Here is a 21,497-nt window from a genome sequence, read left to right on the forward strand (position 1 = left end):
GGGATGCCTCAGTAGGTCTTGAAGGATGCGATGGAACGGGTGATCAAGCGATCGATATCGCTCGGATTGTCGTGCTCGAGCACATAATGCTTTGCCTTGGTGCCAGCGAGCGCCTTGATCAGCTTCGGCCACGGAACCGTCCCATGACCGAGATCGGCCCAACCGTCTTCATCCTTGTTTTCGCCGCGCGCAGCGATGTCCTTGACATGCACGGAGGAAATGCGCGAACCGAGCTTTTCGATCCAGGCAAAAGGATCGGCACCGCCACGGATCACCCAGGCGATGTCGGCTTCCCAGGATATCTCCGGAGCGCCCTCGAAGATCTGCTCGATCGGCAACGAACCGTCGGCCTGCTTGACGAATTCGAAGTCGTGATTGTGCCAACCGAACTCGAAGCCGGCATCCTTGTAGGGCTTGCTCATCTCATGCAGGCGTTTGCCGAAAGCCAGCCAGCCGGCGGCATCCTTCGGGCGCTGATCGGCGCCGATATGCGGCGCATAGATCGAATCCATACCGAGAATTTTGGCGATGGTCAGCGACTTCTGCACTTCGCCATCGAGGAAATCCGGGCTGAAATGGCCGCTCGTCATGCTCAGGCCATTTTGGTCGAGCTCAGCACGCAGGCTCTTCAAACCAGCTTCGTCCAGATCGGAATAGATGCCGCCAAAACCTTCGACTTCCGCATACCCAGCCTTGCCGAGCTTTAGGAGGATATCCGAATAAGGCTGAAAATTGCGGGCGCTATAAAGCTGGAATCCAAGTTTCGTCATCGATATTTCCTCCAATGGCCTCGCGGCCTGTTGTTTTGGGCCTCAGGCCCGTAAATCGCCGCCGAAAGGCGGCCGGATATCTCAGTCTACCGATTGGCTGGCCAACGATTGACTGGAGTGCAAGTCGTAGAAGCGGAAATCGGGAACGCTGCCGGCAAGCGGCTTGGTCGGCGTGAAGACGATGCGGCGGCTCTCGCCGGCGGCGAGATCGAAGGCATTGTCGGAGTAGCGCCCTTCCGTCTCGCTTTCGATCATCACGAACAGGGCCAATCCCTTCGCCGTCACGGTGAGTTCCAACGTGCCGTTCTCCTCGATCTCCTCCCGCAACACCGTCAGACCCGCAGGCTGTAGCTCCAGAGCCTTATAGGTGCCGTGAACATAGTGCCCCTCACCGCCCATTCCGTTCGATGCGGTGAAATGCCACGCCAACAGGCAATCGGCCGGTACTTGAGACGCATCGATCGACAGCGCCGTGACGGCTGCATCCGGTGTGCAGACCGCATGCGCGGTCGTCAGCGGGACTCGCTCGCCATCGAGCTTGAGCAGCGACACCGCGATGTCGGCAGTGACGTCCGCATTCGTGTCGTTGACGAGCGAGAAACGGATGGTCCTGCTGTCTTCGGACGGAATGGCTGCGACAGAAACCGGCTGGAAGAAACGGCGCACCAAATAATGCATCACCTTCCAGCGCCCGCCGTAATCGAGGCTCGACCAGGAAGCCACCGGCCAAGTGTCATTGAGCTGCCAGTAGATGGTGCCCATGCAATGCGGCTTGAGCGACCGCCAATATTCGACCGCGGTCTTGATGGCGAGGCCTTGCTGCACCTGGCTCAGATAGACGAAGTTGGGAAAATCCTTCGGAAAGCGGAAATAGCGGAACATCGTGCCGGCGATGCGCTCGTTGCCGCCGGCATTCTTCTGGTGCAGCTCCATGACCGGCGACGCGATATTCATATCCTTGGCGTCGGCATAGGTCTTGATAACAGGCAGCGACGTATAGGACTGGAAGCCGAACTCCGAGCAGAAGCGCGGACGCACGGAGCGGTAATTGTCGAAGGACTTATTCTCGTGCCAGACCGACCAATAATGCATGTCGCCGGAGCCGTCGGCATGCCAGGCATCGCCGAAATTGAGATAGCCGGAGGCCGGGCTCGACGGCCACCAGATCGCATCCGGCGCGGCTTTCTTAGTGGCCTGTTCGATCGTCCGGTTGAGGCGGTCGTAGGAGACGAGATAGCGGTCGCGGTCTTTGCGGGATTCCTCGAACCAGGTAAGCGCCCCCACCAGCTCGTTGTCGCCGCACCAGAGCACGATCGACGGGTGCGTCGCCAGACGCTTGACCTGATAGCCGACCTCAGCCTCGACATTCCCGAGGAAATCGCCAGTCGAAGGATAGAGGTTGCAGGCGAACATGAAGTCCTGCCAGATCATCAGACCCAGGCGGTCGCAGACATCGTAGAACCAGTCATGCTCGTAGAAACCGCCACCCCAGATGCGGATGACGTTCATGTTCGCTGCCGCGGCCGATTGCAGCAAGTCCTCGGTCAAGGCCGGGCTCGAACGTGAAAACAGCGCATCCGCCGGGATCCAGTTGGCGCCGCGGGCGAATATCTCGCGCCCGTTGACCTTGAGCGCAAAACGGCTGCCCGCTTCGTCCTCGTCGGTGATCAGCTCGACGGTGCGCAGGCCGATCTGCCGCGTTACCGTCTCGGAATTGGTCTCGACGGAGAGCGCATAAAGAGCCCGTTCGCCGCTGCCGGCCGGCCACCACAGCTTCGGCCTTTCGATATGGAAGACATGCGTCACCGAGGTCTCGCCCGCATTGACGCCGACATCAAGCCGCAGACGCTCGTCGTCGAGCGAGAAATAGATTTGGGCAACGCCGATGCCCTTCGCAAACAGTGCTACAGTGACGATGAGATCGACCGAGCCGTCGCCATTGTGCTCCTGCCGGATGACCATATTCTCTATACGGGCGATCTCGAGCTTCTTCAGCGCGATCGTGCCGTAGAGGCCGAGCGGTGCCACGGCGATGTTCCAGTCCCAGCCGAAATGGCATTGCGGCTTGCGCAGCATATTGCCATTGGGGATCGGCGAATTGGCGGTGCTGTAGGGAATGTAGAATGGTTGCCTTGCCTGCAGTTCGGCACCCGCCTTGATGCTGGAATGCAACACGATGCGGATGGTATTCTCGCCCGCCTTCAGTGCTTTGGAGACATCCGGCCGATAGCGCTGGAAGCAATTATTGCCCTCGAGCACGAGGGTGTCGTTGACATAAACACTCGCCACCGTGTCCAGATAGTCGATGTCGAGGTACCAGTCGCCGTCTGCGTCATCGAGCGTAAAGCGGCGCTCAATTTGCCAATCCTGGTTCGCGACCCACTGCACCACCTCTTCGTTTCGGCCGAAATAAGGATCCGGAATAACGTCTGCGGCATGAAGAGCGGTGTGGACATCGCCCGGCACAGGCATGGAAAGTGAATGATCGCTGTCCGGCGAGGTAAGCCGCCACTGACCAGCCAAATCGATAATAAAAGTGCCATTGAGTGAAGACGACATCGGACCTCCGGAACCCGCTGCAGATGGAGGCGACAGTGCCGCCTCCATTCATATGATCATATTCTGAGTTCTGTTTGTGCGTCAAAGAGCGAGGCCAGCGACATATCGAAGCCGAGCTTCACCGGCGTCGCCGGGCTGAAACGCCGCGCTCCGTTGATGCGCACCGACATAGTGTGGCCGGCGTGCTTGAGCCAGAGCAGGTTGTCGGCGCCCATCGGCTCTTCGATATCGACCGTTGCGTTGTGCACCTCGGTGTCGGGACTCAGATCCTCATTCACCTTGATATGCTCGGGCCGGACACCAAGAATGACCTTGCGGCCCGGCTCCAACGCCTCGCCGGCATTATAGCCACCGAGCGAGAAAATCACATTGTTGGTGGCGAAAGCTATCCTGCCCTCCCGGCTCACCAGTTCGCCATGCAGGAAATTCATCGACGGCGATCCGATGAAGCCGGCAACGAAAAGATTGCGCGGCTTGTTGTAGATCGTCGTCGGATCATCGAGCTGCTGGATGATACCGCTCTTCATGATGGCGATGCGGTCGGCGAGCGTCAGCGCCTCGATCTGGTCGTGGGTGACATAGATCATCGTGTTCTTCAGCGACTGGTGCAGACGCTTGATTTCGACGCGCAACTCCGATCGCAGCTTGGCATCGAGGTTCGACAAAGGCTCATCGAACAGGAACACGTCGACATCGCGCACTAGGGCACGGCCGATCGCCACACGCTGGCGCTGGCCGCCGGAAAGCTCCGCCGGTTTGCGCTTAAGCAATGGCTGGATCTGCAGGATCTCGGCCGCCCGCGCAATGCGCTTGTCGATCTCTGCCTGCGGCACCTTGGCGACGTGCAGCCCGAAGGAAAGGTTCTTTTCGACCGTCATCTGCGGATAGAGCGCATAGGACTGAAACACCATGCCGATGCCGCGGTCCTTGGGCTCTTCCCAGGTGACGTTCTTGCCCTTGATGAAGATCTTTCCTTCTGTGATATCAAGCAGGCCGGCGATGCAGTTGAGCAATGTCGACTTGCCGCAGCCGGACGAGCCGAGCAGCACGAGGAACTCGCCGTCGTTGATCTCGAGGTTGAGGTTCTTCAGAACGGTGACCGCGCCGAAATCGAGCGACAGGTCTTTGATGGAAACGCTGCTGTTCATGGATCACCCCTTCACTGCGCCGGCGGCGATGCCACGGACGAAAAGCCGCCCGGAGACGAAATAAACGACCAGCGGAACAAGACCCGTGAGGATCGTTGCCGCCATGTTGACGTTGTATTCCTTCACGCCTTGGACGGAATTGACGATATTGTTGAGCTGCACGGTCATTGGGTAATACTCCGGCCTGGTGAAGACGACACCGAACAGGAAGTCGTTCCAGATACCCGTAATCTGCAGGATCATGGCGACAACGAAGATCGGCAGCGACATGGGCAGCATGATGCGCAGGAAAATCTGCCAGAAACCCGCACCATCGATACGCGCAGCCTTGAAGAGCTCCACCGGCAGCGATGCGAAATAATTGCGGAACAACAAGGTCAGGATCGGCATGCCGAAGATGCAGTGCACCAGGATAAGCCCGCTAAGCGTGCCGTAGATGCCGATTTCGCGCAGCACGATGACGATCGGATAGATCATCACCTGATAGGGGATGAACGCGCCGATGATGAGGATCGAGAAGAAGAAGTCCGCCCCCTTGAACCGCCAGTTGGCGAGCGCATAGCCGTTGACCGAAGCCACAGCGATCGAGAAGATCGTGGACGGCACGGTGATGCGGACGGAATTCCAGAACCCGCGGGAAAGACCGTCGCAATTGAGACCGGTGCAAGCCGTTGCCCAGGCTTTCACCCAAGGTTCGAATGTGATCTCCAGCGGCGGCGAGAAGATGTTGCCAAGCCGGATTTCCGGCATCCCCTTGAGTGAGGTGACGATCATCACATACAGCGGCAACAGATAGTAGGTGGCGGCAACGAAGAGCGTGCCGTAGAGCATGATGTTGCGGCCGGAAATCACGCGGCGCGGCTTGGCACCCTGCGGTTCCGAATATGTCTGGTCAGTCGAGGCGAGACCGCTGTTCGCATTCTTGAGAGTGATGGTATCAGACACGTTTGCGCCCTCCGCCGAATTCCAGATAGGCCCAAGGGATGATGACGATCGCGACAGTGACCAGCATCATGGTTGAAGCTGCAAATCCCTGACCGAGGTTCTGCGCCTGGAACATGTAGTCGTAGACGTATTTCGCCGGGACCTCCGAAGCGATGCCGGGCCCGCCGCTCGTTTGCGCGACGACGAGGTCATAGACCTTGACGATACCGCTGGCGATGATGACCAGCGTAGTGATGAAGACCGGGCGCATCATCGGAATGACAATGAACAGATAGGTCTTCCACATGGGGATCCCATCGACACGCGCTGCCTTCCAGATATCTTCATCGATACCGCGCAGGCCGGCGAGCATCAAACACATTACAAGGCCTGTTCCTTGCCAGAGGGCGGCGATCAGCACGCCGTAGATTACGATGCTCGGCGTATAGAGCGGATCGAAAGTGAAGGTCGTCCAACCCAGCGAACGCACCACCGACTGGATGCCGAATTCGGGATTGAGCAGCCACTGCCAGACAAGGCCGGTGACGATGAAAGAGAGGGCGAAGGGATAAAGGAAGATCGTGCGGAAGGTGTTTTCGAACCGGATCTTCTGATCCATCAGCGCAGCCAGCACAAAGCCGATGACGAGGCTGAAGATCATGGAAAAAATGCCGTAAACGGCAAGGTTTTCAATGGATACGACCCATCGCGGCGCCGCCCACAAGCGGTAGTATTGGTCCAGTCCGACGAAGCTCAGACGTGGCAGCAGCTTCGAATTGGTGAAGGAATAAACGACCGTCCAGATCGTGCCACCCATAAAGATGACGACAGCCGTTAAGATCATCGGAATGGATGCAATCTTCGAATTCAGATTGCGCAGAAATTGATTTGGCCGGTCGGCTTTCGCATGACCCGTCATTGTACCTCCTTCTGAAGCGCGACTGCTTCGGTGATCGGGAACCGGGTCAGTGGCCGCGGCTCCTCTCACTCCCTCCTCGTCCACGGTCGAACATCACATCCGTGCAGGTTCGCCGCCCATAAGGATCGCTGCAGCTAGCCGGCTCACAACATGTGTCCAGCCGTGATACCGGACCCGCTATAATGGGGGCCGGTATCACTACAGCGAGACGATTGAGATCAATCAGCCGCAGCGATGATCTCGACGAAGCGCTTCTGAGCCGCTTCCGGCGTCATCGAAGGATTGGCGAAGAATTCGGAGAACAGGTCCTCCTTCTGCTTCTGGCTGTCGGCAGAAAGAAGCTGGTCCGTACCCTGGATCACGTTACCCTTCTTCAGGATCTCCAAGCCCTTCTTCATGCAGTCGTTGGCGGAGGCAAGGTCCACGTCGCCACGCACGGGCAGCGAGCCCTTCTTCAAATTGAAGGCAACCTGCGTCTTCGGATCGAGCAGCGTCTTTGCGAGCGCTTCCTGAGCCTTCGACTTGGCCTCGTCCTTCAGCAATGGGAAGTAGAACGCGTCACCGCCCGTCGAGATGACTTCGTTGACGCCGAGACCCGGGAGGCAGGTATAGTCCGTGCCGGCCTTCTGGCCCGCCAAGGCGAACTCGCCCTGTGCCCAGTCGCCCATGATCTGGCCGCCGGCCTTGGCGGTGATGACCATGTTCGTCGCCTGGTTCCAATCCTGAACGTTGGAGCCCTTGGACATTTTGCGGGCGTCGTCGGCAGCCTTGAAGACCTTGGCGATCTCCGGTCCGGCGGCCACTTTCGCATCCTTGTCGCTAAACACCTTCTGGAAGGTGTCCTTGCCGGCGATGGCGACCATCAAGACGTCGAAAGCGCCCGCAGCCTGCCACGGCTGGCCGCCGACGGCGAGCGGAACGATGCCTGCCTTCTCCAGCGCGGGAGCGGCGGCGACGAACTCATCCCAGTTCTTCGGGACCGGAACGCCGGCCTTCTTGAAGGCGGCATTCGAAAGCCAGAGCCACTGCCAGGAATGGATATTGACCGGCGCGCAATAGATCTTGCCGTCGATCGTGCAGGAGTCGAGCAGGCTGGATGGGCGAATGATGTCCTTCCAATGCTCCTGCGTAGCGACATCGGTCAGATCACGCATGAGGCCGGCCTGCACAAGCTCTTCGGCCTGGCGGCCATGGTTGAACTGGGTGGCGCCCATCGGATCACCTCCAGTAAGTCGGCTGATCATGATCGGACGCGCCGTGCTGCCGGAACCGGCAATCGCACCATCGACCCAGTGATTGCCGGTCGCGTCGAATGCCTTTGCCAATTCGGCCACGGCGGCGGCTTCACCGCCGGACGTCCACCAATGGGTCACTTCCAGGTCGGTCGCCTTGGCCGCACCAAATGGTAACACGACGGAAGCAGCCAATGCGACAGCCATCAAACGAATATTCATGAGTTCTCCTCCCTCACTGAAACGTTACCGGAAAAACGTAGTCCAATCATTTTCAACGCGCAACCGCTCGCCCGCAAAATTTTTTCGCAAATTCAAATATACGACTCCAGATTACATTTCTCATTTCGGAAGAAGCCAACATGTCCGGCAATTCAACCGGCTAAATCATCTGAATCCTAATCAACAAAGCTTTGATTTAATTATCATATATCGAGAATTTTCCGCTAAGATTTCTTAAACTCCTTTCGCAATTGCAAAAATTTTTGGCAGAGCCTGTGGATTCAACTACTGGGTATTCCGGCCTCCCCGACGTCAGAAAAAGCGCTCGACTTTTCTACTGTATCGTTACAGATTTTCGAAACGGAGGAGGAGTGACCACATCGCGCATATGCTTGCGGCGCCGCTGCAGGCAATATAAGCGGATGGTCGCGGGAGGCGGCCGGGAGGCAGCATTGCACGACATGGACAGTAAGAAGATTTCCGGCAGCGGCACTACACAATCGACGCACGAACGACCGACGCTCAAAACGATCGCCTTCATGACCGGGCTCGGAATAACCACCGTGTCGCGTGCCCTAAAGGATGCCCCGGATATTGGCGCCGAAACCAAGGAGCGGGTGCGCATGGTCGCCCGTCAATTGGGTTATCAGCCCAATCGCGCCGGCGTGCGCCTGAGAACCGGCAAGACCAACGTTATCGCGCTGGTCCTTAGCATCGACGAGGAAATCATGGGTTTCACCAGCCAGATGGTCTTCGGCATCTCCGAGGTTCTGGCCGGCACGCAATATCACCTCGTCATTACGCCGCACTCGCACAGCAAGGATCCGTTGGTCCCCGTGCGCTACATTCTCGACACCGGCTCGGCCGATGGCGTTATCATATCGCGCACGGAGCCGGACGATCCGCGTGTGGAACTCATGCATGAGCGCGGGATGCCCTTCGCCACGCATGGACGGACGAATATGGGGATTTCCCATCCCTTTCACGACTTCGACAACGAAGCTTTCGCACGCGAAGCGGTGCGCGCGCTGGTCGGCAGGGGACGACGGCGCATCGCGCTTTTGCAGCCGCCGGCCAAGCTCACCTACTACCTGCACACCCAGATCGGCTTCCAAACGGGCCTGCGTGAATGCAACGCCCAGGAGGTTCCGCTGAGGGCCAGCACTGACACGACGCTTGCCGAAATCAAGGATACTGTCGAAGAGCTGATGCGCTCCTCGCATGCGCCTGACGGCTTCGTCTGTTCCAGCAGCGCCGGCGCCATCGCCGTCAATGCCGGCCTCGAAGCGGCGGGTCTTCGCCTCGGCCACGATATCGATATGGTCGCCAAGCAATCGACTGATGTGCTGAGCTGGATACGCCCGGAAATCATCTCGATCCTCGAGGATTTTCGCCAGGCCGGTCGGGAATTGGGTAAGGCGGTCATAGCGCGCATAGACGGCGTCGAGCCCGAATTGCTGCAAAGCATCAGCCCACCCGTCTGGCCGAAGAGCTGACAGGAAAAAGGCCCACCGGGATGTCCGGCAGGCCCTTTTGTCTCGTCAATCCGAAAGTGTACGATTAGCCGTTCGCGCCGCTGCCCCAAGGGCCGTGATGGATGTCCTTGCCATCGACGCGATCGAAGCCGTGGGCGCCGAAGAAGTCGCGCTGCGCCTGGATGAGGTTTGCAGTGCCGCGGGCCTGGCGATAGGCATCGAAATAGGTCAGCGCCGAGGCCAGCGCCGGAACCGGCAGGCCGGATGCCGTGGCCGCCGAAACAATGCGGCGCAGCGACGGGATCGATTCCTTGACCATGCCGGCGAAGGCCGGCGTCACGATCAGATTGGCTGCATCCGGCGCCTTGGTGAAGGCGCTGGTGATCTCGTCAAGGAACTGCGAACGGATGATGCAGCCCGCGCGCCAGATCTTGGCGATGACCGGCATCGGCAGCGACCAATTGAACTCCTTCGAGGCCTCCGCCATCACGGCAAAGCCCTGTGCATAGGCACCGATCTTGGCGGCGAAGAGGGCCAGTTCCAGGTCTTTCAGCAAATCGGGACCAAAGCCGATGGGGAACTTATAGTCCGGTGTGCCGAAAATCTCCTGAGCGGCTTCGCGCTGACCCTTGATGGCCGATAGGCTGCGGGCTGCGACGGCAGCTTCGATGGCGGTCGCCGGGATGCCCATGTTCTGTGCCTCGATTGCCGACCACTTGCCGGTGCCCTTCTGGCCGGCCTTGTCGAGGATGACATCGGGCATGGCGCTGCCAGTCGCCGGGTCCTTGGCGGCCAGAACCTTCTCGGTGATCTCGATCAGGTAGGAGTTCAACCGGCCCTTGTTCCATTCACCGAAGATGTCGCTGATCTCGGCCGCGCTCTTGCCGAGGCCGTCGCGCAGGATGCCGTAGATTTCGGCGATCATCTGCATGTCGGCATATTCGATGCCGTTATGGATCGTCTTGACGAAATGACCGGCACCATCGTTGCCGAGCCAGGCGACGCACGGATCGTCCTTGTACTTGGCGGCGATCGACGTCAGCACTTTCTCAACGCGCTTGTAGGATTCTTCGGTGCCGCCGACCATGATCGACGGACCATGGCGCGCGCCTTCTTCACCACCCGAGACACCCATGCCGATGAAGGTCAGGCCGGTATCCTTCAGGCGATCGAAACGCGCAATCGTATCGCGGAAATTGGCATTGCCGGCGTCGATCATGATGTCGCCCTTGTCGAGATGCGGCTGCAACGCCGCCATCTGCTGGTCGACCGGCTCGCCAGCCTTGATCATGATGATGATCGGCCGCGGCGGACGGATCGCGTCGACGAACTCCTCGATTGTCTTGCAGGGAATGATCTTGTCTTTCAGCGCACCGGCGTTCGCATAGAACTCATCCGTAACTTGCGGCGTGCGGTTGAATACCGCGATTTTATTGCCTTTTTCGGCAATGTTGAGCGCCAGATTCGATCCCATGACAGCGAGACCGATCAGTCCGATTTCTGCCTTTTCCACGACAATCCTCCAATGGGCTGCTTACTGCGCTGCACGACCTTGAGACGAGCAAAGGACGCAGTAACACTTTGAAATGACACATAACCCGGAAATCGACTCCGATTTTCGGGTCAGGCGTTAGTCCGATGTTGTTGCACTCCGGGCGTGAAACGGCAAGCCTTTGCCAGCTTCGAATCGTCTCCATTGCAGGACCGTGCAAGAATGCCCCAGGATTCTTCAAAACTGCAGCCTTTCCGTTGAGCCGCCTGCGACCCAATTCTGCAATTCATCAAACTCAAATATACAGGAGGAGGCATCCATGTCGACCATGACCGCAAGGATCGTTCATATCTCCATCGATCGCCATTGGAAGGAAGTCTATGGCTTTGCCGGCCGTCCGGAGAACATGCCGCTTTGGGCCTCCGGGCTCGCATCCGGATTGGAGCAGGATGGCGAGGACTGGGTTGCCAAAGGCATTCTCGGCACTGTCCGCGTCAGCTTCACGCCCCGCAACGAATTCGGCGTCATCGATCATACCGTGACGATCGAATCCGGCCTGAAGGTCCATAACGCACTTCGGGTCGCACCGAATGGCGATGGCTGCGAGGTCATGTTCTTGCTGCTGAAGCTGCCGGGCATGACTGACGAGCAATTCGCCGCAGACGCAGCGCATATACAGAAGGATCTGGGCACGTTGAAGTCCATGATGGAACGATAGACAGGCCCAGAGGACGGTTCTGCCTTTTATCGAACGGAGAATCGCACCGTCTTTTGTTCTCGTAACTACGGCAGGAAAACGGCTTTTGCCGTACCCGGTACTGCCCTAAATAGAGCGTAGCGTCCAATCGACGATCTCTGCCGTCACGCCGGCAAAGGCCGTGTCGAGCCCTCGAACGAAATCGGTATTGCTGCCGCCACTGACCGGCACGACTTTGCGGAAGATACTCTGCGTCTTGACCGTGCCCGAGCGGTCATTGAGGATTTTGACCGAGATTTCGACACTTGCCGATTTCTGGCCCGCCGCGGTATCGATCTCGAAGGAACGGATGTCTGTGACGATCTGATAATCGATCGCCAGCCCCTGCCCCGGCACGCCGACGCCGCCGAGCTTGCCGGTATTTTCGAAGGCTTCGACCAGCTTCGACTGCACTATCCGGGTCAGCTTGTCGCTCCACTGCGACTTGCTGAGATACTGGATTTCCGACGGCGAAACGCGGATGACGATCTGGTTGCTGTCAAGCGCCTGCAGCGCCGTCGGCTGCGGTATCAGAATTTGCCGGCTCTTGACCGAGGGGCCGCTCGCCTTGACCGAAGCGGAGAGATCATATGTGTCGTTGACTGCGGCAGCGCCGCAGCCGCTCAGCAAGGCTGCAAGCAATGGCAGAATAAAAGCCGCCCTCCGGTACACATGATGACGCTCACGCGAAACGCAACCGACCATATTCCGCCTGTCCCCTGCAGCCCAAAAATCGCTATTCATCAACGCCGCGCCCGGCCATCATATTGCTTGACGGTATCGCCGCCGAAAATCAGGCGCTGCGGATTGCGGTCAAAGTTAGTGATTGTGTTATTAAGATTGTCAACCGTGCCTCGCATATCATTGATGAGAGACTGCACGTCGCGCAGGCCGCCACTCGAAAATTTCTGCAGGTTATCGGCGATAGGCCCGATCCGGGCGTTGAGATTGTCCGCCATCGTCTTGAAGGACTGGAGCGTGTCCCTGGCTTCCGCAAACAGCGACTTCGTATCACCGGAGCCGAGCAGCGAATCGACCTTGGTAAGAATGCCGTCGACCTTGTTGGAGGCGGAATTCAGCTTGTTGGAAATATCCTTGGCATTGGCGATCGTCACGTCGATATCTTGCTGATGGGCCGCCACCGAATTGGCGACATCGCGAATGGATATGACGGCCTTCCGGGCGTCCTTGGTCACCTCTGCGATATCGTCCATCGACCCCTTCACCTTGTTCGGATCGATTTGCGCCACGATCGCGTCGACGCGGTCGAGGGTCTTTTGCGCGTTCTGACCGAAGGTGGTGTAGGTATCGGCCGTCTGCTTGAAGGAGGCGATCGTCGCCTTCAGATCGGTCGTCGCGTCAGCCACATTGGCGGTGATCTTGTCGGCATTGTTGACGACGTCGTTGATCTTGTTGGCGTCGACCGCGCGCACCAGCTTCTCGACCGCATCCAGCGTCGATTCGACGCGTGGCGACACGCTCTTGATGGTATCGGAGAGCTGTCCGACGCTGGCGAGGAATTTGTCGATATTGTCGGAATTGTCAGCCAGCGCCTTGGAGAACTTCTGAGCGTTGCGCACCGTATCGGTCAGCGGCCCGCGGGAATCAGTGATGAAACCCTGTATGTCGCCGATCGTGTCGTTGGCGCGGTTCAAGATCTTGTCGGCGGTGGTGAGAAGGTTTGTCACGCTCGACTGATCGGCGAGCAATACCGCCCGCTTACCGGTTTCGATCGAGCGCTTGAGGATGTTCTCGTCACCCTTGCGGCCGCCCGAAAGCTCGATATAGGCGGCACCCGTCAGGCCCTGGATTTCTAGAATGGCCTTGGTGGACGTATAGACCGGTGCATCGGCGCGCACCTCGGTAAAGGCCAGCGAATAGTTCGGATCATCGGCATCGATCGAAAGCCCTTGTACCGAGCCGACCTGAATGCCGTTGAAGCGCACGGGCGAGCCGACGCTGAGGCCGTTTGCCGAACCGGGAATGCGAACGACCAGCTCGGCCATTGGACCGCCGCGGCCATATTCCGCCATCCAATAGACAAAGCCGAAGGCAGCCGCGATAACCAGCAGCGTAAAGAACCCGACGATCGTATAATTGGCTTTGGTTTCCATAGTCTCTAGTCACTTCCCGCGGCTGTGGGCGCCTGCGCCATTGTCGTCGTTGCGATGCCCGATGTCCTCCCGCGGCACGATTGATCGCGCACGTTTGCCTCGGAAATAGGACTGCACCCACGGGTCATCACAAGCCAGCATGTCCTCAACCGTACCCTCCACCAATACCCGTTTCTGTCCGAGAACGGCAATACGGTCGCAGACGGAAAAAAGGCTGTCGAGGTCGTGGGTCACCATATAGACGGTGAGGCCAAGCGTATCCCGCAGCTTGGCAATCAGCTCGTCGAACTCCGCCGCGCCGATCGGATCGAGGCCGGAGGTCGGCTCATCCAGGAAAACGAGATCGGGATCGAGCGCCAAGGCCCTGGCGAGGGCGGCACGTTTGATCATGCCGCCGGAAAGCTCGGACGGGTATTTGTCGGCGGCATCGGCGGCGAGCCCTACCATCCGGATTTTCAGATGCGCCAGCTCGTCCATCAGCGCCTGCGGCAGATCGAGATATTCCCGCATCGGCACCTGAATGTTTTCCTTCACGGTCAGGGAAGAAAACAATGCCCCCTGCTGGAAAAGCACGCCCAGGCGCATATCGAGCCCGTTGCGTTCCGGCTCCGAGAGCTTGTCGTAATCTTCGCCGAGAATCTCGATGACGCCGGAACGGCGCGGCAGCAGTCGCAATACCGTGCGCAGCAGCACCGATTTGCCCGCACCGGAAGCGCCGACGAAGCCCAGAATTTCGCCGCGGTAAATATTCAGGTTCAATTTATCGAGCACCACTTTCGATCCGAAAGCGACGGTGACATCCCGTGCCGATAGCACGACGTCTCTGCCTTGCTCATCCTTATCCATCGGGATTTCCGAGTGAAGCGCGCTCATCCCTGGCAACCCTCAGAAATCGATCGCTGCATAGAACATGGCAAAAAGCCCGTCCATGAGGATCACCACGAAAATCGATTTCACAACGGACTGCGTCACATGCTGACCGAGAGACTCGGCGCTGCCACCCACCTTCAGCCCTTCGACCGCAGCAACAATGCCGATGACGAGCGCCATGAACGGCGCCTTGATCATGCCCGAGATGACGGTGGAGAGACTGATTGCTTCGTGCAGGCGCGAAACGAAAGTGGCGAAGGTGATACCGGAATAGGCCCAGGCAACCACCGCCGCACCGCCAAGCGAGGCGAAGTTTGCAATGATCGTCAGCAAGGGCAGCGCGACGGTCAACGCCACCAATCGCGGGAAGATCAGAACGCCGACCGGATTGAGACCCATGACCTTCAGCGCATCGACTTCTTCGCGCATCTTCATCGATCCGATTTCGGCAGTAATGGCGCTGCCCGAACGGCCGGCGATCATGATGGCGGTCAGAAGCACGCCGATTTCACGCAATTGCAGGATGCCGACGAGATCGACGACGAAGATTTCGGCGCCGAAATAGCGAAGCTGGAATGCGCCCTGCTGCGCGATGATCGCGCCGATCAGAAAAGACATCAGCAGGATGATCGGCACGGCGCGCACCGCCATGTGGTCGATCTGATTGACGATCGAAGCGGGCGACACACCGCTGCCGCGCCCAAACTTGAGCTGCGCGCCGCGCACCGCCGAACCGAGAATGTACATGGCCGCGATGAGGTTGCCCCAGATTTCGTAGACGCTTTCGCCGATCGGCGCAAAAAACCGTTCCGCCAAGGATTTCCTCGGCTTGGGCTCCGCGACCTCTTTGTCCGGTTCCTCGGTAAAGGCGGTCAACAGCTCATCGATATGGGGGTTTGAGCCCTCGATCCTGACGCTGGCGCCATGCCCTTCCTGGCTCTCCTTCAGGCGCCGGATCAGTAGCGCACCGGCGGTATCGACATCGGAGAGATCGGAAAGATCGATCACCACCTGATCGCCGCCGCGCTGTTTCGTAAGCTGATCGATCTGCCGCAGCACGCCATGCACATTGGCGCTGCGCCAATTGCCTTCCAGCCGATAGCGATGCCCGTTGCCATCGGGCTCGTCATCGATCCTTGGTGCATCGGGTTTCTGTTCGGCTGCTTTCAAACTCATGCGTCTTTCAGGTCTTGCGTCACAATCGCCGACTCAGGAATCCCAGCTCGACGCAAATGGTTAATATCCGAGTGCATACGCGATTTCCATGCCAAGCCGATGTCAAAATAGGCCATAGCATTTTGATATCCAAATGAATTCGTTTCGCACGGCCTCAGGAGGCCTCGCCCGCCCTTTCGCCAAACGCGGAACTGCGCGGTTGAAGATTGCGGGCAAGGATCACCATAGCGAGGCCGAAGGCGGCAACACCGGCCATGACATAGTAGCTGGAAGGACCGAGCCACGCGTAAAGATAGCCGGACGCCAGGGTCATCAGCCCGAGGAACATGCCGTTATAAAAGAAATAGGAGCCCTGGGCCGATGCTTCCTGAGTTTCCCGCACCGAAGCAACGATGCGGCGCTGAATGCCGGTATGGACGCAGGCATAGGTGCAGGAGTGAAGACATTGCAGCACGAGATAGCCGGCGAAACCGAGATTGATCGGAAACAGTATCCAGCGCAGGACGCACACGCTCGAACCGAAGAAAATCAGCGTCCAGGCACTGAAGCGACGGCTCAGTGTTTTCGACAGGAAGAAAACCATGACCTCCGCCGTTACCCCTGCGCTCCAGAGAATGGCGATCTCCGTGCCTGAAAAACCGAGTTTGCGCCAATAGATCGATGCAAACGTGTACATCACGGCATGGCTCGACTGCTGTATCGACACACCGATCATGGTGATCAGCAATTGCGGCGAGCGCAGCCCCCCGCCGGTCGGCGCCTGCAGGTTGATCGGCTGATTGCGCCGGCGTGTCGGCCCGATGCGCGGACAGAAGAAAGCCATCATGGTTGTCAGGAAGAAGCCCCCGACCATGGTGGGCAGAACCATGGTGGCACCCCATTTGCCGATCATCTGACCGCCGATAAGGGTCGAGAAGATGAAGGCGATCGATCCCCAGACGCGCATCGAGCCATAATCGAACCCCCAGCGCCGCACGCCGGAAATGGCAATCGATTCTACGACAGGGACGTAAGGCGCGTATGTCGCCCCCTGAATGGCGTAGACCAGCAACACCGGCCAGAAATCGCTCGTCCAATAAAGCGCGATCGCCGTCAGCAGTGACAGTGCGCCCGACCAGAACAACACGTTCGCGCGTTCATCCACGCGATCGGCAAGTATTCCGACAATGGGCACGACGAGAACGCGCACCACCATCGGCACGGCGAGGATAAGACCGATCTCGCGGTCACCGAAATTCAGTCCCGTCAGCCAAACTGGGAAAAACGGCAGAGCAATGCCGTTGACGAGCAACGGAGCACAATAGGACAAGGCGGTGCGCAGACGAAAATGCGGAGGCGCGCCCTCGCCCGGGAGAGATTTTGTCGCGGGAATCATGACAGACCTGAAGGGAAACTGATTGTTCCCTATCACTCCATCGTGAATACGACTATGGCGAGAAATAGCCGAACCGAAACGTTTCGGATAAAATATGAGGCTGTCGTCAGATTGCAGCGATCAAAAATTGTGACGGGCCGTTATCGGACCCGTGAAGCGGCGCAAATTACGCCGCCTGTGCCCCGAGCGCTTCCGACACGTCCTCGACGGCGGCGCTGACCGGCTGTGCCTCGGTGATCGACTGCCAGGTGATCAGCTCGAACGTGCCGTCTTCATGCTCGGCGATCGCCGTGCAGCTTTCGACCCAGTCGCCCGTGTTGATGTAGCGGATGCCATCGAAGTCCTCGATGACGGCATGATGGATGTGGCCACAGATGACGCCGTCGGCATCGTTGCGCTTGGCCTCTTCGACCACGACGCGCTGGAACTCGCCGATGAAATTGACCGCATGCTTGACCTGAAGCTTCGCCCAGGCCGAGAACGACCAATAGGGCATGTTCAGGCGGCGGCGAACGGCGGCAAGGCCGACATTGATCAGGATGGCCATATCGTAGGCCCAATCGCCGAGATAGGCGAGCAGGCGCGCGTTGCGAACGACGACGTCGAATTCGTCGCCATGCAGGACGAGATACTTCTTGCCGTCGGCGGTCTCGTGGATCGCCCGCTCGGCCACTTCGATGCCGCCGAAATGCATGCCGGGGAAATCACGCAGGAATTCGTCGTGATTGCCGGGGATATAGACGATGCGGGTGCCCTTGCGCGCCTTGCGCAGCAGTTTCTGCACCACGTCGTTGCAATCTTGCGGCCAGTACCAAGTGCGCTTCAGCCGCCAGCCGTCAACGATATCACCAACAAGGAAGATGGTGTCCGCTTCGTGATGACGCAGAAAATCGATCAGATAGTCCGCCTTGGCTGCTTTCGAGCCCAGGTGCACGTCAGAAATGAATAGCGTTCGAAACCGCCTGACATTCATGTTTTCATTCACGAACTCAATGTCCGTGCCCTATCCTACGTTGGCTATTCCAAAATCAGACTCGTGTTTCAGGATGATGACAAATCCTGTGCGAGAGGCCTGTTGCGGACGATCAGCCGCGCTTTGCAGCTATGGCGAGATCCGGCCGATCGGTTGTGAAACTTGCGACGCCGAGGCGAAACATCGCCCTTGCCGCTTCACTCGTATGCGCCGCCCAGCCATGCACCGTCACGCCGCTTTTCCGAAAAAGGTCCATCACTTCGGCATCGATGGTGTCGGCCCGCAAGGCAATCTCGTGGACGCCAAACCGGCCAAGCGCGGCAAGAATACCTCTCCAGCCGATTTGCGCGGCTGTCTGCGGCGAACAGAGAAAGATGAGGCCGAGAAGCTCGCCGACATTCAGGCCACGCTCCTCAAGCGCGGCACTGAAAGCTTCCAGGCGCGGGAGCGCGAAACTGGTCACCATTGTCCGCTTCAGCATGTCGGTCGCCAGCAACTCGTCCGCAATACGGCCTTCCATGCCTTCATATGGTTTGCCGTCCAGCCTCGTCTTGATCTCCAGCCGAAGGTCGACCGCGGACGGCCCGAAGATGTCGATGGTTTCGGCAAGTGTCGGAATGGTCTCGCCGCCGCTGCCGATGACGATATGGCGCATCAGTTCGTCATGGCTTAAGTCGGCGATCGCGCCCTTGCCGTCCGTCATGCGGTCGATCAGCGCGTCGTGATGGACGACGAGCTTGTCTTCACGCGTCTGATGCACGTCGAATTCGACGAGATCGACATCGAGTTTAGCGGTTTCGGAAAAGGCGAGCCTGGTGTTTTCGGGCCAAAGATGCGAACCGCCGCGGTGGGAAGCAATGAGGGTCATGGAGGCTCCTCTGTTTTTTGCCCTCATAGGCCCACGCCATGAACCCCTTATGACGCATTCACTTTTCGCTTACCATCGGGCTCGAATGTCACCGTTGCGGGACAAGAAAAACAATTGTGAAAACGGCGCTGCAAAAAACCTTTCCTCTGCGTCAATTGCATACTGTGCACCCTGAGTGATTGATGTATGCAGGGATTCAAAAAGCGCGAGTGCGCAAGCAGAAACGGAGAAGCGTGATGGATACGCACGACACATCGAAGGCAGCCAAGAACATGGCGAGCGGCAATCTCGACGAACAGGCTCTCTTCTTTCATCGCTATCCCCGCCCCGGCAAGCTGGAAATCCAGGCGACGAAGCCGCTCGGCAACCAGCGTGACCTGGCGCTTGCCTATTCTCCCGGCGTTGCCGCGCCCTGCCTTGCCATCCGCGACAATCCGGAAACGGCTTTCGACTACACCTCGCGCGGCAATCTCGTCGCGGTCATATCCAATGGTTCGGCCGTCCTCGGTCTCGGCAATATCGGTCCGCTTGCCTCCAAGCCGGTGATGGAAGGCAAGGCCGTACTCTTCAAGAAATTTGCCGGCATCGACGTCTTCGACGTCGAAATCGCCGCACCTACCGTCGATGAGATGGTCAGCACGATTTCGGCGCTGGAGCCGACCTTCGGCGGCATCAATCTCGAAGACATCAAGGCACCCGAGTGCTTCGACGTCGAACGTCGTCTGCGTGAGAAGATGGAAATCCCGGTCTTCCACGACGACCAGCACGGCACCGCCATCATCGTTGCCGCCGCTATTCTCAACGGGCTGGAATTGGCCGGGAAGAAGATCGAAGAGGTCAAGATCGTCGCCTCGGGCGCTGGCGCCGCCGCGCTCGCCTGCCTCAACCTGCTGGTCATCCTTGGCGCCAAGCGCGAAAACATCTGGGTCCACGATATCGAGGGCCTCGTCTATGAAGGCCGTACCGAGCTGATGGACGAATGGAAGTCCATTTATGCGCAGAAGAGCGACAAGCGCGTGCTTGCCGAGTCGATCCCCGGCGCCGACGTCTTTCTGGGCCTCTCCGCCGCCGGCGTGCTGAAGCCCGAGCTGCTGGAGCAGATGGCGGAAAAGCCGCTGATCATGGCGCTCGCCAATCCGACACCCGAAATCATGCCGGATCTCGCCCGTGCCGCCCGGCCGGACGCGATGATCTGCACCGGCCGCTCGGATTTTCCGAACCAGGTCAACAACGTCCTCTGTTTCCCCTACATCTTCCGGGGGGCGCTCGATTGCGGCGCCAAGACGATCAATGAGGAAATGAAGATGGCCGCAGTGCGCGCCATCGCCTCGCTTGCCCGCGAGGAGCCGTCCGATGTCGCCGCCCGCGCCTATAGCGGCGAAACGCCGGTCTTCGGGCCGAATTATCTGATCCCCTCGCCCTTCGATCCGCGTCTGATCCTGCGCATTGCGCCTGCCGTTGCGAGAGCCGCGGCCGAAAGTGGCGTGGCCCTGCGCCCCATTGCCGATTTCGACGCCTATATGGACGAACTCAACCGCTTCGTCTTCCGCTCGGGCTTCATCATGAAGCCGATCTTCGCCGCCGCGAAGATCGCAGAGCGCAAGCGCGTCGTCTTCTCCGAAGGCGAGGATGAGCGCGTACTGCGCGCTGCCCAGGTTCTTCTCGAAGAGGGCACCGCTGCTCCGATCCTGATCGGACGTCCCTCCGTTATTGAGACCCGTCTGAAGCGCTATGGCTTGAAGATCCGGCCGAACACCGATTTCGCCGTCATCAATCCGGAAGACGATCCGCGCTTCCGCGAATATGTCGACCTCTACTTCTCGCTGGTCGGCCGCAGCGGCGTCATTCCGGAAGCGGCGCGAACGATCGTGCGCACCAACACCACGGTCATCGGCGCCCTGGCAGTAAAGCGCGGCGAAGCCGACGCGCTGATCTGCGGCCTCGAAGGCCGTTACGAGCGCCATCTGCGCATCGTCCGCCAGATCATCGGCAAACGCTCCGATGTTCGCGACTTCTCGGCGCTCAGCCTGCTGATCTCGCAGCGTGGCGCGACGTTCTACACCGACACCTATGTCAACTTTAATCCGAATGCGGAGGAGATCGCCGAGTCAACGGTGCTGGCGGCCGAAGAAATCAAACGTTTCGGCATCTCGCCCCGCGCCGCCCTCGTTTCGCATTCGAACTTCGGTTCGCGGGAGTCGGAAAGCGCAACCAAGATGCGCAAGGCGCTGGCGCTTGTCCGCGAGATGGCACCGGAGCTGGAAGTCGACGGCGAAATGCACGGCGACAGCGCTATTTCCGAAAGCCTGCGCCGCCACGTCATGCCCGACAGCACGCTTTCCGGCGAAGCGAACCTGCTCGTCTTCCCAAATCTTGACGCGGCCAACATCACGCTTGGTGTGGTCAAGACCATGACCGACGGCCTGCATGTTGGTCCGATCCTTCTCGGCACCGCGCTTCCGGCGCACATCCTGTCGCCCTCCGTCACGTCGCGCGGCGTCGTCAACATGGCGGCCCTTGCTGTGGTCGAGGCTTCTCAGCCGAATTGAGCGAACACGCTCGTCGGTGCCGTCTTCTGAGGCGGCCACCGGCGAGCTCTTGGCAACCCGCCCTCTGATCGTGCCGACAATAACTTGCCCGCCAA

The 21,497-nt window shown here is 59.0% G+C and carries 17 protein-coding genes; 3 read left to right on the forward strand and 14 right to left on the reverse strand.

Annotated features, from left to right (window positions below):
• Positions 1 to 8: 8 nt before the first annotated feature.
• The 6 genes from QA648_RS07745 to QA648_RS07770 form a co-directional block, all read right to left on the reverse strand.
• Positions 9 to 770 (reverse strand): sugar phosphate isomerase/epimerase, encoded by a 762-nt coding sequence (locus tag QA648_RS07745; RefSeq protein ID WP_283050634.1) that lies wholly within the window; start codon positions 768 to 770, stop codon positions 9 to 11.
• An 81-nt stretch (positions 771 to 851) separates the two neighbouring features.
• Positions 852 to 3,329 (reverse strand): glycoside hydrolase family 2 protein, encoded by a 2,478-nt coding sequence (locus QA648_RS07750; RefSeq protein WP_283050635.1) that lies wholly within the window; start codon positions 3,327 to 3,329, stop codon positions 852 to 854.
• A 56-nt stretch (positions 3,330 to 3,385) separates the two neighbouring features.
• The gene (locus QA648_RS07755; RefSeq protein ID WP_283050636.1) at positions 3,386 to 4,477 is read right to left on the reverse strand and encodes an ABC transporter ATP-binding protein; all 1,092 of its coding nucleotides are present in this window, start codon (positions 4,475 to 4,477) and stop codon (positions 3,386 to 3,388) included.
• Positions 4,478 to 4,480: 3 nt separating this feature from the next.
• Positions 4,481 to 5,410, reverse strand: coding sequence for a carbohydrate ABC transporter permease (locus QA648_RS07760; RefSeq protein ID WP_283051261.1), 930 nt, complete (start codon positions 5,408 to 5,410; stop codon positions 4,481 to 4,483).
• 4 nt (positions 5,411 to 5,414) lie between these two features.
• Entirely contained in the window at positions 5,415 to 6,320 is a 906-nt protein-coding gene (locus tag QA648_RS07765; RefSeq protein WP_104823267.1) for a sugar ABC transporter permease, read from the reverse strand.
• A gap of 218 nt (positions 6,321 to 6,538) precedes the next feature.
• Complete coding sequence (locus tag QA648_RS07770) at positions 6,539 to 7,774, reverse strand: ABC transporter substrate-binding protein (protein WP_104823268.1); 1,236 nt, start codon at positions 7,772 to 7,774, stop codon at positions 6,539 to 6,541.
• A gap of 461 nt (positions 7,775 to 8,235) precedes the next feature.
• On the opposite strand from QA648_RS07770, the gene QA648_RS07775 reads away from it, so the two are divergent.
• Positions 8,236 to 9,270, forward strand: coding sequence for a LacI family transcriptional regulator (locus tag QA648_RS07775; RefSeq protein ID WP_283050637.1), 1,035 nt, complete (start codon positions 8,236 to 8,238; stop codon positions 9,268 to 9,270).
• Between the two features lie 64 nt (positions 9,271 to 9,334).
• Here QA648_RS07775 and gndA read toward each other — a convergent pair whose 3' ends face one another.
• Positions 9,335 to 10,762 carry an NADP-dependent phosphogluconate dehydrogenase gene (gene gndA / locus QA648_RS07780; protein WP_104823269.1) on the reverse strand — a complete coding sequence of 476 codons (1,428 nt, stop codon included), beginning with the start codon at positions 10,760 to 10,762 and terminating at the stop codon, positions 9,335 to 9,337.
• 298 nt (positions 10,763 to 11,060) lie between these two features.
• On the opposite strand from gndA, the gene QA648_RS07785 reads away from it, so the two are divergent.
• Positions 11,061 to 11,459, forward strand: a complete 399-nt coding sequence (locus QA648_RS07785) for an SRPBCC family protein (RefSeq protein WP_283050638.1) — start codon at positions 11,061 to 11,063, stop codon at positions 11,457 to 11,459.
• A 105-nt stretch (positions 11,460 to 11,564) separates the two neighbouring features.
• Here QA648_RS07785 and QA648_RS07790 read toward each other — a convergent pair whose 3' ends face one another.
• The 7 genes from QA648_RS07790 to QA648_RS07820 form a co-directional block, all read right to left on the reverse strand.
• Entirely contained in the window at positions 11,565 to 12,182 is a 618-nt protein-coding gene (locus QA648_RS07790) for an ABC-type transport auxiliary lipoprotein family protein (protein WP_283051263.1), read from the reverse strand.
• Positions 12,183 to 12,220: 38 nt separating this feature from the next.
• On the reverse strand, positions 12,221 to 13,591 hold the full coding sequence (locus QA648_RS07795) for an MlaD family protein (protein ID WP_104823272.1): 1,371 nt from the start codon (positions 13,589 to 13,591) through the stop codon (positions 12,221 to 12,223).
• A gap of 9 nt (positions 13,592 to 13,600) precedes the next feature.
• A complete protein-coding gene (locus QA648_RS07800; protein WP_104823273.1) occupies positions 13,601 to 14,464 on the reverse strand; it encodes an ATP-binding cassette domain-containing protein in 864 nt (287 codons plus the stop codon).
• A gap of 12 nt (positions 14,465 to 14,476) precedes the next feature.
• Complete coding sequence (locus QA648_RS07805) at positions 14,477 to 15,637, reverse strand: MlaE family lipid ABC transporter permease subunit (RefSeq protein ID WP_283050639.1); 1,161 nt, start codon at positions 15,635 to 15,637, stop codon at positions 14,477 to 14,479.
• Positions 15,638 to 15,791: 154 nt separating this feature from the next.
• Positions 15,792 to 17,012 (reverse strand): MFS transporter, encoded by a 1,221-nt coding sequence (locus QA648_RS07810; protein WP_283050640.1) that lies wholly within the window; start codon positions 17,010 to 17,012, stop codon positions 15,792 to 15,794.
• Between the two features lie 166 nt (positions 17,013 to 17,178).
• A complete protein-coding gene (locus QA648_RS07815; RefSeq protein ID WP_104823276.1) occupies positions 17,179 to 17,985 on the reverse strand; it encodes a UDP-2,3-diacylglucosamine diphosphatase in 807 nt (268 codons plus the stop codon).
• Between the two features lie 112 nt (positions 17,986 to 18,097).
• A complete protein-coding gene (locus QA648_RS07820; protein WP_283050642.1) occupies positions 18,098 to 18,853 on the reverse strand; it encodes a glycerophosphodiester phosphodiesterase family protein in 756 nt (251 codons plus the stop codon).
• Between the two features lie 236 nt (positions 18,854 to 19,089).
• Between QA648_RS07820 and QA648_RS07825 the strand changes: the two genes are divergently transcribed.
• Entirely contained in the window at positions 19,090 to 21,402 is a 2,313-nt protein-coding gene (locus tag QA648_RS07825) for an NADP-dependent malic enzyme (protein ID WP_283050643.1), read from the forward strand.
• The last annotated feature ends 95 nt before the right edge of the window (positions 21,403 to 21,497 follow it).

Origin of the sequence: Rhizobium sp. CB3171, from assembly GCF_029714265.1 — a bacterium.
GTDB lineage: Bacteria > Pseudomonadota > Alphaproteobacteria > Rhizobiales > Rhizobiaceae > Rhizobium.

Bases quoted from the DNA above. Each gene is read 5' to 3' on its own strand.
- QA648_RS07765 (WP_104823267.1), bottom strand. From the start codon at position 6,320: ATGACGGGTCATGCGAAAGCCGACCGGCCAAATCAATTTCTGCGCAAT.
- QA648_RS07805 (WP_283050639.1), bottom strand. From the start codon at position 15,637: ATGAGTTTGAAAGCAGCCGAACAGAAACCCGATGCACCAAGGATCGAT.
- QA648_RS07745 (WP_283050634.1), bottom strand. From the start codon at position 770: ATGACGAAACTTGGATTCCAGCTTTATAGCGCCCGCAATTTTCAGCCT.
- QA648_RS07820 (WP_283050642.1), bottom strand. From the start codon at position 18,853: ATGACCCTCATTGCTTCCCACCGCGGCGGTTCGCATCTTTGGCCCGAA.
- QA648_RS07775 (WP_283050637.1), top strand. From the start codon at position 8,236: ATGGACAGTAAGAAGATTTCCGGCAGCGGCACTACACAATCGACGCAC.
- QA648_RS07790 (WP_283051263.1), bottom strand. From the start codon at position 12,182: ATGGTCGGTTGCGTTTCGCGTGAGCGTCATCATGTGTACCGGAGGGCG.
- QA648_RS07810 (WP_283050640.1), bottom strand. From the start codon at position 17,012: ATGATTCCCGCGACAAAATCTCTCCCGGGCGAGGGCGCGCCTCCGCAT.
- QA648_RS07795 (WP_104823272.1), bottom strand. From the start codon at position 13,591: ATGGAAACCAAAGCCAATTATACGATCGTCGGGTTCTTTACGCTGCTG.
- QA648_RS07750 (WP_283050635.1), bottom strand. From the start codon at position 3,329: ATGTCGTCTTCACTCAATGGCACTTTTATTATCGATTTGGCTGGTCAG.
- QA648_RS07755 (WP_283050636.1), bottom strand. From the start codon at position 4,477: ATGAACAGCAGCGTTTCCATCAAAGACCTGTCGCTCGATTTCGGCGCG.
- QA648_RS07815 (WP_104823276.1), bottom strand. From the start codon at position 17,985: ATGAATGTCAGGCGGTTTCGAACGCTATTCATTTCTGACGTGCACCTG.
- QA648_RS07800 (WP_104823273.1), bottom strand. From the start codon at position 14,464: ATGAGCGCGCTTCACTCGGAAATCCCGATGGATAAGGATGAGCAAGGC.
- QA648_RS07770 (WP_104823268.1), bottom strand. From the start codon at position 7,774: ATGAATATTCGTTTGATGGCTGTCGCATTGGCTGCTTCCGTCGTGTTA.
- QA648_RS07825 (WP_283050643.1), top strand. From the start codon at position 19,090: ATGGATACGCACGACACATCGAAGGCAGCCAAGAACATGGCGAGCGGC.
- QA648_RS07785 (WP_283050638.1), top strand. From the start codon at position 11,061: ATGTCGACCATGACCGCAAGGATCGTTCATATCTCCATCGATCGCCAT.